The following is a 15151-nucleotide window of genomic DNA, read 5'->3' on the forward strand; positions in this document are numbered from 1 at the left end:
CCCGCCAACGCGCCAGTTATAGTCGATGCGTCAGCCATCACTGAGCGTGAGGGTTACCTTGTCACCGGCGAACCACGTCCGCCCGTATTCCAGGGGGGTACCGTTGCTGTCTACGTTGAGGCTGATGGTGCGCAGGATCGGTGCGTGTTCCGCCACGCGCAGATGCAATGCCTGTGTGGCGTTTGCCAGCTTGGCATTGATGCGGGTGGACGCACGTGTGTAATCTGTCACACCGCCCAGTCTTAACGCCGCCGTCACGGACTGTGTCTGGGCCAGATGATCAAGAATATCGGGAAAACGTGCTGCTGAAAAAACGCTGCGAAATACCGCGACCACCTGACCGTCGGCAAAAGACAGTCCCTCGCACACCTGAACCTTTGTGCCGTCAGCAAGACCAAGGGCACTGAATTCTTCATCTCGGGGCGCGCGGGTTTCCAGCAAAAGCAATTCCTTGCTGGGAATGCGCCCCTGTGCGCTGAGGTTTTGATGAAATCTGACGCGGCGCCCAATGGGGTAATCCGTAGGAGTTGACTTGACGAAGACCCCCGCGCCCCGCCGCGACAGCACCAACCCTTCGTCGGCCAGCGCCCTGAAGGCATGGCGCACCGTGTGCCGATTTACGCCAAAGCGGCTGGCGAGGGTGCTTTCGGTCGGCAACCTGTCACCCGGGCTATACACGCTTGCGGCAATGTCAGCCCGCAGGCTTTGGGCAATCGTTGACCAGATCGGAGTGCGGCGAGGCGGCGTCATAAATATTTCACAAGGTGCAGGCTTGGCAGGAAGCGGGTTGTCAACTAATATTTGTATAGTTGTATATACATCTTCGAAAGGTGTCTAGATGAATGTTGAGACTGATTTGCTGGTTAAGATGAAAGCAAGAAGAGCTTGGCTAAGCCTGCTGGCAAAGTCGCCCGCCGCGTCGGTCGCGCGATTGTGGAATGAACTGAATATCGCTCCTGCCCATACACTTTTACGCAATCCAGAAATCGGAGCAGTGATGGTGCGGGGCCGGGCAGGTGCCGTCGGTGCTGCTTTCAACCTGGGTGAAATGTCGGTGACGCGCGCTTCCGTCAAGCTGGGCTGCGGTACGGTCGGTCACGGGTACGTGCAGGGTCGCAGTAAAACCCATGCGCTGCAAGCTAGTCTGATAGATGCCCTGATGCAAACCGACCGAGCCCAGCAGGTGGATGACGCGGTTCTGACGCCTCTGCGACATGAAATAGATGCGAACAAGAAGCGCCGTGCACGCAAGGCCGCCGCCACCAAGGTTGAGTTTCTGACGATGGTAAGGGGAGAGGACCGATGAAGACGGATGCTTTGGCGGGCGGCTTTGTTGATCCTCCTATTGACGCGTCGCGCGCGTTCCGCGGCATCATGACGGCGATGGCGCGTCCCGGCACGATATCTACCGTAACAGGGGCCAAGCCCCCGCCCCCGTTAGGGGTGGCGGCAGGTGTGACGGTGCTGACATTATGTGACCCTGATACACCGATCTTTCTCGGGGCCAGCCTCGATACGCTGGAAGTGCGGGACTGGATAACTTTCCAGACGGGTGCCCCCTTTGTATCCCCCGCGCAGGCGGTGTTTGCGATCGGCCTCTGGGATGATCTGCCGCTTGGCGCATTTTCTTTGGGGACGTCCGAATACCCCGACCGTTCAGCTACCTTGATCGTTGAACTGCCCGAGCTGCGAGACAACGGCGTTACGTTAACGGGGCCGGGGATATTGGGGGCGGCGGCGCTGTCGGTACCGGACGATCTGGCGCTGCACCGCGACCATTCACTTTACCCACGTGGGTTAGATTTTCTGTTTACCTGTGCAGACCGCGTTGCCGCTCTGCCGCGGACCACGAGGGTCGGCTGATGTATGTAGCTGTAAAGGGAGGCGAACGCGCCATCGACAATGCCCACGCGTGGCTGGCCGAAGAACGCCGCGGCGACGTCGCTGTGCCTGAATTGAGTGTCGACCAGATCCGTGAACAGATGACACTGGCGGTCAATCGTGTGATGGCGGAAGGGTCGCTGTATGATCCCGACCTTGCCGCAATGGCGATCAAACAATCACGCGGTGATCTGATCGAAGCGATCTTTCTGATCCGCGCCTACCGCACCACGCTGCCACGGTTTGGCGGCTCGCGTCCCGTGGACACGGCCGCAATGGAGTGTGACCGCCGAGTGTCTGCTACATTCAAGGACGCGCCCGGTGGCCAGGTTTTGGGGCCGACATTCGACTATACCCACCGTCTGCTCGATTTCAAACTCGCCGCCGACGGCGAAGTGGGTGATGTGCAAGAAGCAGAGCCTGATACAGGCGAGACGCCCCATATCATGGGGTTCCTTGACCGCGAGGATCTGATTCAATCGGAACCCGCAGGGGCGGACATACCGGACGATCTGACCCGCAGCCCGCTGGAGCTTCCGGCGAGCCGCGCCCTGCGATTGCAGGCTCTCACACGGGGGGATGAGGGGTTTATCCTTGGCATGGCGTATTCCACCCAGCGGGGCTATGCGCGCAACCATGCGTTCGTCGCCGAGTTGCGTATCGGTACGGTCGCCGTAGAAATGGACATTCCGGAGTTGGGATTTGCGATTGAGATCGGCGAGATCACGCTGACAGAATGCGAGACCGTCAACCAGTTCACGGGATCGAAATCCGAGCCTCCGCAATTCACGCGCGGTTATGGTCTGGTGTTCGGTATGACCGAGCGCAAGGCGATATCCATGGCGCTGGTCGACCGCGCGTTGCGCTGGAAAGAACTGGGCGAGGATAACCTAGGCGCGCCCGCGCAGGACGAGGAATTCGTGCTGTATCATGCGGATAACATCCAGGCGACGGGGTTTCTGGAGCATATCAAACTGCCTCACTACGTCGACTTCCAATCCGAACTGGAGCTGATCCGCAAACTGCGCCGTGAGGCACAGGCATCAGAGCAGGCGGAGGGACAGGCCGAGGGGGAGGGCCCCTCCGGTGGGAGTTTAAAGGGCAAAATGAAGGAAGGGGTGGCGTCATGAGCGACTATAACTTCGCCTATCTGGACGAGCAGACCAAACGCATGATCCGCCGCGCGATTCTGAAAGGATTGGCGATACCGGGGTATCAGGTGCCTTTCGCCAGCCGCGAGATGCCGATGCCCTACGGCTGGGGCACGGGCGGTGTGCAGGTTTCTGCAGCGGTACTGACGCCCGAGGACCGGTTCAAGGTGATCGATCAGGGCGCCGACGATACGACAAATGCAGTCTCTATCAGGCGGTTTTTCGAGAAAACGGCGGGTGTCGCCGTGACCGAGGCCACGACTGAGGCCAGCGTGATCCAGACCCGTCATCGGATCCCAGAGCTGCCCCTGCGCGAGGATCAGATACTGGTGTATCAAGTGCCGATCCCGGAACCACTGCGGTTTCTTGAACCGTCAGAGGTCGAGACACGCAAGATGCACAGCCTTGAGGAATACGGATTGATGCATGTGAAGCTGTACGAAGACATCAGCCAGCACGGTGCGATTGCCACGGCCTATGCCTATCCGGTGAAGGTCGAAGGGCGCTATGTCATGGACCCGTCCCCGATCCCCAAGTTCGACAACCCCAAGCTCGAGATGGCGGGTATCCAGCTGTTCGGCGCAGGCCGCGAACAGCGCATCTATGCGGTGCCGCCCTATACGCAGGTGGTCAGTCTGGATTTTGACGATTATCCGTTCGAGCCGACGAAAGCGGATCATGCCTGTGACCTATGCGGCGCGACGGAAAGCTATCTGGACGAGTTGATCATGGATGACGCTGGTGGGCGGATGTTCATGTGTTCGGATACGGATTACTGCGGCGCGCGGCGTGCGGCGGGGCATCTGGGTGCGCAGGGCGCCCCCTTGGCGGAGGACGCGGCATGACCCCGTTGTTGCAAGTGGAAGGCATCGCCAAGATGTATGGCGCGCGGATCGGCTGCACGGATGTGTCGTTTGATCTTTTTCCGGGCGAGGTGATGGGCGTCGTCGGGGAAAGCGGGTCGGGCAAGTCGACGCTTTTGAACTGTCTGGCAGGGCATTTGCAGCCCGACGCCGGGGCCGTCTGTTTCGATACCCGCGCCGAGGGCTTGCGTGATACGGTCACGATGAGCGAGCCTGAACGCCGCATGTTGTCGCGCACCGACTGGGCCTTTGTGCATCAGCACGCCCGCGACGGGCTGCGCATGAATGTCAGCGCAGGCGGCAATGTGGGGGAGCGGCTGATGGCCGTGAACGCACGCCATTACGGCGAGATCCGCGACAAGGCGATCGACTGGCTGGGCCGTGTCGAGATCAGCGCCGACCGCATTGATGACCGGCCCACGGCGTTCTCTGGCGGTATGCAACAGCGCTTGCAGATCGCGCGCAATCTGGTGACGGGCCCGCGGTTGGTGTTCATGGATGAACCCACCGGCGGGCTGGATGTCAGCGTGCAGGCGCGGCTTCTGGATCTGCTGCGTGGTCTCGTGCGCGAGATGGGGTTGAGCGCCATAATCGTCACCCATGATCTGGCTGTGGTGCGTTTACTGGCCGACCGGCTGATGGTCATGAAAGACGGCCATGTGATCGAAAGCGGGTTGACCGATCAGGTGCTCGACGATCCGCAGCATGCCTATACGCAGCTTCTTGTTTCCTCTGTCCTACAGGTATGAATCCGATGATCACTGTCGAAAATGTTTCAAAGACCTTTACGCTCCATAATCAAGGCGCGGCTGAGATATCGGTCATGCGGGACGCGTCGCTGTCGGTCGCAGCGGGAGAATGCGTGGCGTTGGTGGGTGCCTCAGGCGCAGGTAAATCGACCCTGATGCGGATGATTTACGGCAATTACCTGACCCAGTCGGGGCGCATTATGGTGGGCGATCTGGATGTCGTGACCGCGGCACCCCGGCAGGTGATCCAGCTGCGTCGCACCACGTTGGGCTATGTCAGCCAGTTTCTGCGCGTGGTGCCGCGGGTGTCGACCCTGGACGTGGTGGCTGAACCGTTGCTGGCGACGGGGTCGGACCGGGACCATGCAATGCAGCGGGCAGAAGCTTTGTTACTGAGACTGAATATACCCGAACGGTTGTGGCAACTTAGCCCCACGACGTTTTCGGGCGGGGAACAGCAAAGGGTAAACATCGCGCGCGGCTTTGCCTATCCGTATCCGGCGCTGTTGCTGGACGAACCGACGGCCAGCCTCGATCCGACGAACCGCGCCACCGTGCTTGAGATGATCTTGCAAGCCAAGGCGCGGGGCGTGGCCATCATCGGAATATTTCATGACCACGCCGCACGGGACGAGATTTGCGACCGGGAGTTCGACGTGACCGCTTTTACACCGGATAGATCGGTATGACCGGAAGATTCATCGCAATCGTAGGCCCGTCGGGCGTCGGCAAGGACAGCGTGATGGACGCCCTGGCCAGGGTCGACGCCAGGTTTACCCTTGCGCGGCGCGTAATATCACGACCTGTTGAAAAAGGCGGTGAGGTCTATGACGGCGTGACCGAAAAGGCGTTCGCGATTGCCGAGCAAGAGGGCGCATTTGTCCTTAGCTGGGCAGCACACGGGTTGCACTATGGTATACCCAAGACAATAATGTTCGATCTTGCGCAGGGCCGCGACGTACTTGTAAATCTGTCACGGGCGATCCTGCCGAGGGCGCAAACGCTTTTTGACAGGTTTTGTGTGATCCTGCTTAGCGCTGACCAAGATGTACTGGCCGCACGCCTGACAGCACGCAACAGGGAAGACCCGGCCGAGATTGCGCGCAGGTTGCATCGCGCCGATTTCGCCATGCCGACGGGTGTTCCGTATCACCGTGTCGATAACAGCGGGCCACTTGTGCACACCGTCGAACAGGTGGGCCGCTATCTCTCTGGCTCGGGATTTCGACCCGAGCTTCCTAATCAAAAGAACGTCCTATGACCCAAGAGATTACTTTCGCCAACGCCACGCTGATCCTCAAGGAAACTGTTGTGACAGGTGCCATCCGGCTGCGTGACGGGATGATTTCTGACATCACCACGGGGACGTCCATTCCCAAGGATGCGTACGACATGGAGGGCGATTACATCGCTGCCGGCCTTGTCGAACTGCACACGGATAACCTGGAGCGGCACATGACCCCGCGCCCCAAGGTAGACTGGCCGCACCGCGCTGCAATAATGGCCCACGACCGCGAACTGGCGGGAGCCGGTATAACGACAGTGTTCGACGCGATCAGGGTCGGGTCGATCATATCGGATGGCAACAGATACCAACGATATGCAAGGGCCATGGCGGATGAAATACTCTGGATGCGCGATGCAGGTGCCTTGCGGATCAGCCACCACATTCATTTGCGGGCAGAAGTTTGTTCTGAAACCCTGCAAGAGGAATTGGCAGAATTCGGACCGCAGGACCGGATCGGCATCGTGTCGATGATGGATCACACTCCGGGTCAACGCCAATTTCGCGATTTGACGAAATTCGAAGCCTACATGCGCGGTAAACACAGTTTTGGCGAGGCTGAGTTCCTGGCACATGTGGACTATCTCCACAGCCTGCAAAAACAGTTTGGTGCCATTCACGAAGCTGCGACGGTCGCTGCTGCGGCGCATTATGGAGCGGCGCTTGCCAGCCACGACGATACCACCGCTGCACAAGTCGATACCAGCCACAGTCACGGGGTCAAACTGGCCGAATTTCCGACCACCCTCGAAGCAGCCCAAGCCTGCCATGCGAGGGGAATCGCGACGATCATGGGAGCTCCGAACGTGATACGGGGCGGCTCGCATTCGGGAAATGTTGCCGCCTTAGACCTCGCACAAGCGGATCGTCTGGATATCCTCTCCTCTGATTACGTGCCGACGGGGTTGTTGATGGCAGCACTGCAACTGGGTGACTTGTGGGGTAACCTCGCACGAGGATTAGCCACGGTGACGCATGCTCCGGCACTACATTCTGGCCTGTCGGATCGAGGAACCCTCGAGATCGGCATGCGGGCGGATATTATCCGGTTCAAGCGGTTGGACGGATTGGCGATCCTAAAGGAAACATGGTCGGAAGGGCAGCGGGTATTCTGACCGCCGGTTTTGTATGTTTTAGCTTGGTGCCAGCGGAAAAATGCGTAGGTTGCCGTTTTGAAGTTGGTTAAATCCAAAACAAGGCGGGCGGTATGCACAGATCTCGGTTGAAACTGTATTCTCACGCGGCAGGTACGAAAGCTTAATGCTGCTTGTGCTTGGTCTTGCTGCGGCGATCTGGGGCGTGGGGGCTTTGGCAGGCCAGTCGCGCGATCGCAGGTATTTGGTCCTTGGTGTGCTCTTTGGCGCTGTAATCGGGCTGAACCTGCTGCTCCCGCCTGCCAATCCAATCCGCCAGGCGATCGGAGGCAGTGCCGCGCCTTGGGTGCTGTTGACCGCTTTCGTCCTGTTGGTCATTGGGTACAGTTGGGTTCTCAACCGGCTTAGAATCCGGTCCAATCCTGAACAGGTCGCGCAAAAACCTTCTGACGCTCCGCTTTTTTCGGATTCTGAACTCAATCGCTATGCCCGTCATATCGTATTGCGCGAAGTCGGTGGTGCAGGCCAGAAGGCACTGAAAAACAGCCGTGTATTGGTGATAGGTGCCGGCGGGCTTGGGGCACCGGTTTTGCAATACCTCGCCGCGGCGGGCGTGGGAACAATCGGCGTGATCGACGACGACATCGTTGAAAACGCCAACCTGCAACGGCAGGTGATCCACAAGGATAATGCCATCGGCACGCCAAAGGTGTTCTCTGCTCAAGCAGAGATGGAGGCGCAAAACCCGTTTGTCACTGTACGCCCATACCACCGACGCCTCACCGAAGACATCGCTGCCGATCTGTTTGCCGATTATGACATCGTGATGGATGGCACTGATAACTTTGACACGCGTTATCTGGCGAACCGGACCTGCGTGGCAGCCGGCATCCCACTGGTATCCGGCGCGTTGAGCCAGTGGGAAGGACAACTGAGCATCTTTCATCCCGCTGAAGATGCTCCTTGTTATCAATGTATCTTTCCACAGGCTCCTGCGCCACATCTTGCGCCGTCTTGTGCACAGGCCGGGGTGATTGGCCCCCTCCCCGGAGTCATCGGTGCGATGATGGCGGTTGAAACAATTAAGCTGATAACCGGTGCAGGTGCCCCGCTGCGTGGCAAAATGTTGATTTATGACGGCCTATATGGCGATAATCGTGTCATTTCCGTCAGTCCGCGCCAAGATTGTCCAATTTGCGGTAACGAAATCGAGTGATGGGTTACCTCGCGCAAAAACTCGCTATTATCAAACAACACATTAACAGGGAGAAACAAATGAAACGATTCGTACTGGCCATCATGCTGAGCTTGGCCCCTATTGTAGCGATGGCCGAAGGGGTCACTCACAAGGTCGCCATCCACGTGGATGAAAATGACCCGCAGGTAATGAACATGGCATTGAACAATGCCGCAAATGTTTCAGCCTATTATAAGAGCCAAGGCGATGACGTTGTTATCGAAGTAGTTACCTATGGCCCCGGACTAAATATGCTCATCGCCGACAAAAGCCCGGTCGCTCAGCGCGTTGCAACCATGTCGCTTGAGATGGAGAACATCAGCTTTGCCGCTTGTGCAAATACAATGGAAGCGATGAAAAAGAATTCTGGCCACGATGTCGTGCTGCTGGAAGAAGCAAACGTTGTTCCGTCCGGCGTTGTGCGCCTGATTGAACTGCAAGAGGACGGCTACGCCTACGTGCGTCCATAAGCCTTGATTTGGCCGACCTTGAATTGTGTGATCTTCGTCTATGCAAAGACAACGACGTCGTCACGCAGTTCAAGGTCGCTAAAGACCCTTTGGCGATCCTGGATCAATCAGGGCCGCAGATTGTACCCGCCACAGATATAGGCACGCTGTCCCCCAGAAACGGATGAGACAGGTCTGATGGATTGTCGGTGTACCAGTAGAAACGCCCCTTCGAACATCACGGGTGATTGTAACCTGCTGTCAGGCCTCCTACCTTTGAGATCAAAGGAGAGCTAGATGACAAACCCTCTGCTACAAGACTGGCAAACCCCGTTCCGAATTGCACCTTTCGACAAGATTTCCGACGATGATTTCGAACCCGCACTCGAAGCGGCTCTTGAAAGTCATCTCAGCGAAATTGACGCAATAACCAGCTGCGATTTCGACCCAACTTTTGCCAATACCATCGAAGCGCTCGAGGAAGCAGGCAGTTTGCTCGACCGTGTGCTCGGCGTGTTCTTCACGGTGGCAGGTGCTGATAGCAACCCGGCGCGCGACGCGCTGCAACGCGAGTTCTCCCCACGTCTGGCCGCGCATTTTTTCGCTATATCAAGCAACAAGGCGTTATTTGCGCGTGTGGCTTCCGTTTGGGAAAACCGCGACAAATTCGACCTCTCTTCGGAACAGGCACGCGTGTTGATGCTTACACATCGCGGGTTTGTCCGGGCGGGTGCGGCATTGGAAGGGCCGGATGACAGTCGCATGAAAGCCATCAAAAGCCGCCTGGCCGTACTGGGTACACAATTTTCCCAGAACCTGCTTGCCGACGAAAGATCATGGTATCTGCCCCTGGGCGAAGACGACCTGCTAGGCTTGCCCGACTTCGTGATCGACGCCGCCCGCAGTGCAGGGTCGGGAAAGAATTTGGATGGCCCAGTCATCACCTTGTCACGGTCTCTGATCGTCCCATTCCTGCAATTCTCGCCGCGCAGAGACCTGCGTGAAAAGGCCTTTCTCGCTTGGCAGGCACGCGGAGCAAATGGTGGCGAAACCGATAATCGCGAAATCGCTGCCGAAATCCTCGCCTTGCGGCAAGAACGTGCCCAACTATTGGGCTACGAAAATTTTGCCGCCTACAAATTGGAAACCGAGATGGCGAAAACCCCGGCTGCCGTGCGTCAGTTGCTAACTGATGTCTGGGAGCCGGCAAAAGCGCAGGCCGAACGTGATGCGGCTGTTCTTACCGATATGATGCACGGCGAAGGTGTGAACGGCGATCTCGCCCCGTGGGATTGGCGATACTATGCACAGAAACGGCGCGTTGCGGAGCATGATCTCGACGAAGCCGCGTTGAAACCTTATTTCCAGTTGGACCGTATGATCGACGCGGCCTTTGACTGCGCCACCCGTTTGTTCTCTCTCGAATTTACACGCCTCGAGGTGCCGCTTTATCATGCGGATTGTCGTGCGTGGGAGGTAACTCGCAATGGTCAACACGTCGCGATATTTATCGGCGACTACTTCGCACGCGAGTCGAAAAGGTCCGGTGCATGGTGCTCAGCGATGCGGTCGCAAGCGAAATTTCCACATATACAATCGCCTGTCGTCATAAACGTGTGCAACTTCGCCAAAGCAACCCCGGCCTTGCTTTCTTATGACGATGCTCGAACACTGTTTCACGAATTTGGACATGCACTGCACCAAATGCTTTCTGATGTGACGTATGAATCTGTGAGCGGGACGTCGGTGGCACGGGATTTCGTCGAACTTCCCAGTCAGCTTTTTGAGCATTGGTTGGAAGTGCCGGAGGTGCTCAAGACCTTTGCCACCCATGCCGTCACAGGCGAACCTATGACCCAGCAATTACTTGATAAGCTCCTTGGGGCATCAAATTTCGACATAGGCTTTGCAACCGTCGAATACCTTGCTTCAGCATTTGTTGATATCGAATTTCACGACGGCGACCTACCTGATGATCTCATGGCAAAGCAAAATTCGGTCCTCGCGGCACTTGGTATGCCTGAAGCGATCACCATGCGCCACGCGACACCGCAATTTGCCCATGTTTTTACTGGAGATGGATACTCTAGCGGCTACTACAGCTACATGTGGTCAGAAGTCATGGACGCTGATGCCTTTGCTGCATTCGCTGAAACCGGAGACCCCTTCGACACTGAACGCGCGGCTTCCTTGGATCGACATATCCTATCCGCTGGTAACAGCGCTGACCCGGAAGAGTTATACAGAGCATTTCGGGGGCGGCTCCCTGGCGTGGAGGCTTTATTGAAAGGGAGAGGGCTGAGCAGAACCTAGTTTTTGCGCCTTCGCCGAGAGTTTAAGAGGCAAAATGAAACTGTTGGCGGACCGTCTCTTTTCATTTTGCCAAATAAACTCAAAGCAATTCAGTCACGGCATGGTGCGTCAATAGCCGAGGTCGCGATTGACCAGATGCAAAAAACTTTTTCCGGTTTCACCACGGACGATATTTTGGATGATATTCTCTGCGGCGGTGGACGTGCGGGTTGCGGCAGCGATGTGAGGTGTGACGGTCACTTTGGGGTGTGCCCAATATGGATGGCCGGAGGGGAGGGGCTCTCTTCGAAAGACATCGAGGGTGGCATGAGCGATTTGCCCTTCATCCAGTGCAGCGAGAAGAGCGGTGTCGTCGATCAATGTACCTCTGCCAGGGTTGATGATATACGCCCCCTTGGGCATGAGAGACAGGGTTGTCGCGTTGACGATATTTGCTGTTTCCGACGTGTCCGGCAACAAGAGTACTCCAATTTCAGAGTGCGCAAGCGCCGACTTCAGGCCCTCGTGTCCACTGTGACAAGTGATGCCGCTCAAAGTTTTGGGACTGCGTGACCAACCCGCGACATTGAACCCGAGCGTGGCCAGCGATTGGGCAACAGCCGTGCCAAGTGCACCCAAGCCAAAAACCGTGACGTTTCGCTCATGCGCCAGAGGAGGCGTTCGCGGTTCCCAGCGTGAATCCGAGCGGAGGATATCGGTATCCAGGTCCAGATGGTATCGCAGCACATGACCTGTCACCCATTCGACCATTCCTGTCGTCAGGCCAGGGTCGACCATGCGGATCAAGGCTATCTTGAGTGTTTCGTTATGGGTTATCTTCTCTACGCCCGCCCAAAGGCTCAGGACCGCCTTGGCGCGCGTATAGGGAGAGAAATCCTGAAGCGGGCTGTCGGGCGCATAAATGATGTAATCGACCTCGGCGGGCGGCAGGTCCATTCCAAGCGTCGCATCCAAGCCGGCGCTTTCCAGCGCTTTGCGCAACGGTGCCTCATAGCAAGACCAGCGTTCGGGGCGAGCGGCAAACAGAATATTGAGTGTCATCGATGTTACCTTGGGCGGTGAACGTGGGCGGATTGAATTAACCCGAATGCAAGCAGCAGGACCAGCATCGCAGACCCGCCGTAACTCACCAGGGGAAGAGGGACACCGACCACAGGTGCCAGCCCCATGACCATCGACATGTTGACCGCGAAGAACAAGAAGAAGTTCAGCGCAATGCCCAAGGTCAGCAACGATGAGAACCGATCTTTGTTGATCAGGGCGGATGCAATGCAGAACAGGATGATCAAGGCATACAGGCCGAGCAGCGAGAAGCCGCCGACAAAACCAAACTCTTCGGCCAAGGTAGTGAAGATGAAATCAGTATGTTTCTCGGGAAGAAAGTTCAGTCGCGATTGTGTCCCTTGCATGAACCCACGCCCGGTCCAGCCTCCGGAGCCGAGGGCGATTTTGGATTGGGTGATGTGATAGCCCGCCCCAAGGGGGTCGGTGCTTGGATCAATGAACGTGTCGATGCGCCGGAACTGGTAGTCTTTCAGCAACTGCCAAGGTGTTCCACGGGACTGGAACACGGCAGTGACGAGCCCGAGCCCGGCCGTAGCGACCACTGCGAAATAGGCCCAGTGTACACCGGCCAGAAACATCAGCCCGCCACCCGCCGCCATCAGCAGGATCGCGGTACCGAGATCAGGCTGCTTTAGAACCAGAAAAGTGGGCACGATGATCAATAGCAGGGGAAGAACCACCCAAAGCGGACGCGAGGTCTTCTTGGCGGGTAACCAGTCGTAATACGCAGCTAGCATCATCACCAGCGTGATCTTCATCAACTCTGAAGGTTGGAGCCGGAACGAACCCAGTTCGATCCAGCGTTGTGCGCCCATACCGACCGCGCCAAAAAGATCCACCGCGACCAATAAAAATACCGTGCCAAAATAGGCGACCCCTGCAAGGTTGCGCCATAGCCAGATCGGCACCATACCCACAGCGATCATCAATACGAGTCCAAGTGCAAACCGCTTCATCTGCGGTTCAGCCCAAGGTGTGAACGTTCCGCCCGCCACCGAATACAGCATCAAGAACCCGACGCCCGATACCGCCGCCAAAAGCACCGTCAGTGGCCAATTGAGGTGGAGAATTTTGCGCAGGCCGGTAGGGACATGTTTGACCGTATACTCGAGATAGCTCATGCCTGATCTTTTCCGTTTATAGCCGCTTGAGGCTGGACTTTGCGAAGCTGTTCCTGCTGGGCCGCGATCCGGTCGCGATCGGCAGTCGGATATGCTTCGAGCGGTGGTTCGCCGCCATACAGCGCTTGTAACATCACATCGCGAGCGATCGGTGCTGCTGCCGCAGACCCGCCTCCGCCATGTTCCACCAATACCGACAAGGCATAGCGGGGTTTGTCGTATGGTGCGAAGGCCACAAACAACGCATGGTCCCGGCGCTCCCAGGGCAAGTCCTCATTTCGGCTCACGCCACGGGCCCGCTCGGCCGCCGTGATGTTACGAACCTGGCTTGTGCCGGTTTTCCCGGCCATCCGCATATCGTCTGCGATGATCCTTGATCGATAGGCAGTGCCGCGGCGGTCGTTGACCACGACCTGCATGCCTTTGCGCACTTTGCGGATGTTGTTTTCACTGATCCCCAGCGGATCACCGGCACCGCTGGGTTGCTCAATGCCATCGATGGATTTTATCAGTCTGGGCGTAACGATGCGGTTGGTGGCGATCCGCGCGGTCATCAGCGCCAGTTGCAGCGGAGAGCTCAGCGTGAAACCCTGCCCGATAGATGCGTTGACTGTATCGCCGATCACCCAATCGGCACCGCGGGCAGATTGTTTCCATTGCTTGGTAGGCGCAAGGCCTGCGGCAACCGAGGACAACGGCAGGTCGTGCTTGATGCCCAGACCAAACCGGTTCGCCATCGCTGAAATCTTCTCGATTCCCACCTTTAGCGCCAGATCGTAGTAATAAACATCACACGATTGCTCGAGGGAGGTCTCAAGGTCGACCCAGCCGTGCCCTGCGCGCTTCCAACAGTGGAACCGGCGCCCCCCTACTTCAAGGAAACCCGGGCAATAGGTCGTATCGTCCGGCCCGGCGATACCAGCTTCGAGCGCTGCGAGTGCGACCATCATTTTATAGGTGGATCCGGGCGGATAGGTCCCCTGGACGGTCTTGTTCACGAGCGGGCGATATTTCGATTCAAGCAGGGGGTTGTAATCTGCCGACGAGATGCCTCCGACGAACAGGTTGGGGTCATAACTGGGGGATGACGCGCTGGTGACCAGATCACCGTTCTCGCAGTCGATGACAACCACAGCCGCGCTTTCGGTACCCAACCGGGCCTGCACGTAATTCTGAAGCTTAGAATCAATCGTAAGCTGGAGGTCCGCGCCCGACTGACCTTCGCGGCGTGCCAATTCACGCATGACACGCCCGGTGGCGTTGACTTCGACCTGCTTGGTACCGGCTACCCCTCGCAACAAGCTTTCCTGGCGCGCTTCGACGTTGATTTTTCCAATTTGAAAGCGCGGGATACGCAAAACCGCGTCAGGGTCTTCAAGCGCGTCTAGGTCAGCCTGGCTCACCCGGCCGACACGACCGACGATATGGGCAAAATCCGAACCACGCGGATACACCCGGGTCAGACCGACCTCGGGGCTTACGCCCGGCAGGGCAGGGGTGTTGACGGACACACGGCTGACGTCGTCCCAGCTTACATTATCGGCGACAGTGACCGGCAGGAAGGGGGCGGAACGCTTGATTTCAGCAAGCGCGCGTTCGCGCATCTCGGGGTCAAGCTTGATGACCTGCGAAAGCTGGTCCATGACCGCATCCACGTCATCGGCATCTTCGCGCACGATCACGATCCGGTAGGAAGGGACGTTTTGCGCCAATCGCACCCCGTTTCGGTCAAATATTTCACCGCGGGACGGCGGAATAAGGCGAATGTTGATCCGATTTTCCTCGGCCAACAGGCGGAACTGGTCCGCCTGATCGACCTGAAGGTAGTTCATTCGTGCAGCAAGGCCGCCCATGAACAGCAGTTGGACACCACCCAAAAGTGCTGCCCGCCGGCTTAGCTTGGCGTGACTTGCATCGCTGTCTGCTCTGCTGCGTCTCATCTT

The 15151-nt window shown here is 57.6% G+C and carries 15 protein-coding genes; 11 read left to right on the top strand and 4 right to left on the bottom strand.

Annotated features, from left to right (window positions below):
• Positions 1–30 precede the first annotated feature (30 nt).
• On the bottom strand, positions 31–750 hold the full coding sequence (gene phnF, locus AC13DE_RS15300) for a phosphonate metabolism transcriptional regulator PhnF (protein ID WP_446314536.1): 720 nt from the start codon (positions 748–750) through the stop codon (positions 31–33).
• 88 nt (positions 751–838) lie between these two features.
• Between phnF and phnG the strand changes: the two genes are divergently transcribed.
• The 11 genes from phnG (at position 839) to AC13DE_RS15355 (ending at position 11022) form a co-directional block, all read left to right on the top strand.
• Positions 839–1306 (top strand): phosphonate C-P lyase system protein PhnG, encoded by a 468-nt coding sequence (gene phnG / locus AC13DE_RS15305; RefSeq protein WP_483048323.1) that lies wholly within the window; start codon positions 839–841, stop codon positions 1304–1306.
• Positions 1303–1863: a phosphonate C-P lyase system protein PhnH gene (phnH, locus tag AC13DE_RS15310; RefSeq protein WP_483048324.1), complete on the top strand. Its 561-nt coding sequence runs from the start codon at positions 1303–1305 to the stop codon at positions 1861–1863. Before phnG ends, phnH begins: the two co-directional genes overlap by 4 nt.
• Complete coding sequence (locus AC13DE_RS15315; protein WP_483048325.1) at positions 1863–3011, top strand: carbon-phosphorus lyase complex subunit; 1149 nt, start codon at positions 1863–1865, stop codon at positions 3009–3011. The genes phnH and AC13DE_RS15315 overlap by 1 nt, the downstream gene beginning before the upstream one ends.
• Entirely contained in the window at positions 3008–3877 is an 870-nt protein-coding gene (locus tag AC13DE_RS15320) for an alpha-D-ribose 1-methylphosphonate 5-phosphate C-P-lyase PhnJ (protein ID WP_446312308.1), read from the top strand. The genes AC13DE_RS15315 and AC13DE_RS15320 overlap by 4 nt, the downstream gene beginning before the upstream one ends.
• Positions 3874–4644, top strand: coding sequence for a phosphonate C-P lyase system protein PhnK (gene phnK, locus AC13DE_RS15325; RefSeq protein WP_483048326.1), 771 nt, complete (start codon positions 3874–3876; stop codon positions 4642–4644). The genes AC13DE_RS15320 and phnK overlap by 4 nt, the downstream gene beginning before the upstream one ends.
• Before the next feature lie 5 nt (positions 4645–4649).
• Positions 4650–5333: a phosphonate C-P lyase system protein PhnL gene (gene phnL / locus AC13DE_RS15330; protein ID WP_483048327.1), complete on the top strand. Its 684-nt coding sequence runs from the start codon at positions 4650–4652 to the stop codon at positions 5331–5333.
• Complete coding sequence (gene phnN, locus AC13DE_RS15335) at positions 5330–5905, top strand: phosphonate metabolism protein/1,5-bisphosphokinase (PRPP-forming) PhnN (RefSeq protein ID WP_446296830.1); 576 nt, start codon at positions 5330–5332, stop codon at positions 5903–5905. Before phnL ends, phnN begins: the two co-directional genes overlap by 4 nt.
• Positions 5902–7044, top strand: a complete 1143-nt coding sequence (locus AC13DE_RS15340; RefSeq protein ID WP_483048328.1) for an alpha-D-ribose 1-methylphosphonate 5-triphosphate diphosphatase — start codon at positions 5902–5904, stop codon at positions 7042–7044. The genes phnN and AC13DE_RS15340 overlap by 4 nt, the downstream gene beginning before the upstream one ends.
• A 145-nt stretch (positions 7045–7189) precedes the next feature.
• Positions 7190–8239, top strand: coding sequence for a HesA/MoeB/ThiF family protein (locus AC13DE_RS15345; protein ID WP_483048329.1), 1050 nt, complete (start codon positions 7190–7192; stop codon positions 8237–8239).
• A gap of 59 nt (positions 8240–8298) precedes the next feature.
• Positions 8299–8730: a DsrE family protein gene (locus AC13DE_RS15350; protein ID WP_446296827.1), complete on the top strand. Its 432-nt coding sequence runs from the start codon at positions 8299–8301 to the stop codon at positions 8728–8730.
• Between the two features lie 276 nt (positions 8731–9006).
• Positions 9007–11022 (top strand): M3 family metallopeptidase, encoded by a 2016-nt coding sequence (locus AC13DE_RS15355; RefSeq protein WP_483048330.1) that lies wholly within the window; start codon positions 9007–9009, stop codon positions 11020–11022.
• Positions 11023–11130: 108 nt separating this feature from the next.
• On the opposite strand, the gene AC13DE_RS15360 is transcribed toward AC13DE_RS15355, so the two are convergent.
• The 3 genes from AC13DE_RS15360 to mrdA are packed head-to-tail and all read right to left on the bottom strand — an operon-like array spanning position 11131 to position 15148.
• Positions 11131–12063 (bottom strand): 2-hydroxyacid dehydrogenase, encoded by a 933-nt coding sequence (locus tag AC13DE_RS15360; RefSeq protein ID WP_483048331.1) that lies wholly within the window; start codon positions 12061–12063, stop codon positions 11131–11133.
• Between the two features lie 5 nt (positions 12064–12068).
• Positions 12069–13208, bottom strand: a complete 1140-nt coding sequence (rodA, locus tag AC13DE_RS15365; RefSeq protein ID WP_483048332.1) for a rod shape-determining protein RodA — start codon at positions 13206–13208, stop codon at positions 12069–12071.
• A complete protein-coding gene (gene mrdA, locus AC13DE_RS15370) occupies positions 13205–15148 on the bottom strand; it encodes a penicillin-binding protein 2 (RefSeq protein ID WP_446312316.1) in 1944 nt (647 codons plus the stop codon). The genes rodA and mrdA overlap by 4 nt, the downstream gene beginning before the upstream one ends.
• Between the last annotated feature and the right edge of the window lie 3 nt (positions 15149–15151).

It is taken from the genome of Sulfitobacter sp. L-8 (assembly GCF_056859255.1).

Excerpts from the sequence above, each read along its gene's own strand:
- phnF (WP_446314536.1), bottom strand. The coding sequence starts at position 750 with ATGACGCCGCCTCGCCGCACTCCGATCTGGTCAACGATTGCCCAAAGC.
- phnG (WP_483048323.1), top strand. The coding sequence starts at position 839 with ATGAATGTTGAGACTGATTTGCTGGTTAAGATGAAAGCAAGAAGAGCT.
- phnH (WP_483048324.1), top strand. The coding sequence starts at position 1,303 with ATGAAGACGGATGCTTTGGCGGGCGGCTTTGTTGATCCTCCTATTGAC.
- AC13DE_RS15315 (WP_483048325.1), top strand. The coding sequence starts at position 1,863 with ATGTATGTAGCTGTAAAGGGAGGCGAACGCGCCATCGACAATGCCCAC.
- AC13DE_RS15320 (WP_446312308.1), top strand. The coding sequence starts at position 3,008 with ATGAGCGACTATAACTTCGCCTATCTGGACGAGCAGACCAAACGCATG.
- phnK (WP_483048326.1), top strand. The coding sequence starts at position 3,874 with ATGACCCCGTTGTTGCAAGTGGAAGGCATCGCCAAGATGTATGGCGCG.
- phnL (WP_483048327.1), top strand. The coding sequence starts at position 4,650 with ATGATCACTGTCGAAAATGTTTCAAAGACCTTTACGCTCCATAATCAA.
- phnN (WP_446296830.1), top strand. The coding sequence starts at position 5,330 with ATGACCGGAAGATTCATCGCAATCGTAGGCCCGTCGGGCGTCGGCAAG.
- AC13DE_RS15340 (WP_483048328.1), top strand. The coding sequence starts at position 5,902 with ATGACCCAAGAGATTACTTTCGCCAACGCCACGCTGATCCTCAAGGAA.
- AC13DE_RS15345 (WP_483048329.1), top strand. The coding sequence starts at position 7,190 with ATGCTGCTTGTGCTTGGTCTTGCTGCGGCGATCTGGGGCGTGGGGGCT.
- AC13DE_RS15350 (WP_446296827.1), top strand. The coding sequence starts at position 8,299 with ATGAAACGATTCGTACTGGCCATCATGCTGAGCTTGGCCCCTATTGTA.
- AC13DE_RS15355 (WP_483048330.1), top strand. The coding sequence starts at position 9,007 with ATGACAAACCCTCTGCTACAAGACTGGCAAACCCCGTTCCGAATTGCA.
- AC13DE_RS15360 (WP_483048331.1), bottom strand. The coding sequence starts at position 12,063 with ATGACACTCAATATTCTGTTTGCCGCTCGCCCCGAACGCTGGTCTTGC.
- rodA (WP_483048332.1), bottom strand. The coding sequence starts at position 13,208 with ATGAGCTATCTCGAGTATACGGTCAAACATGTCCCTACCGGCCTGCGC.
- mrdA (WP_446312316.1), bottom strand. The coding sequence starts at position 15,148 with ATGAGACGCAGCAGAGCAGACAGCGATGCAAGTCACGCCAAGCTAAGC.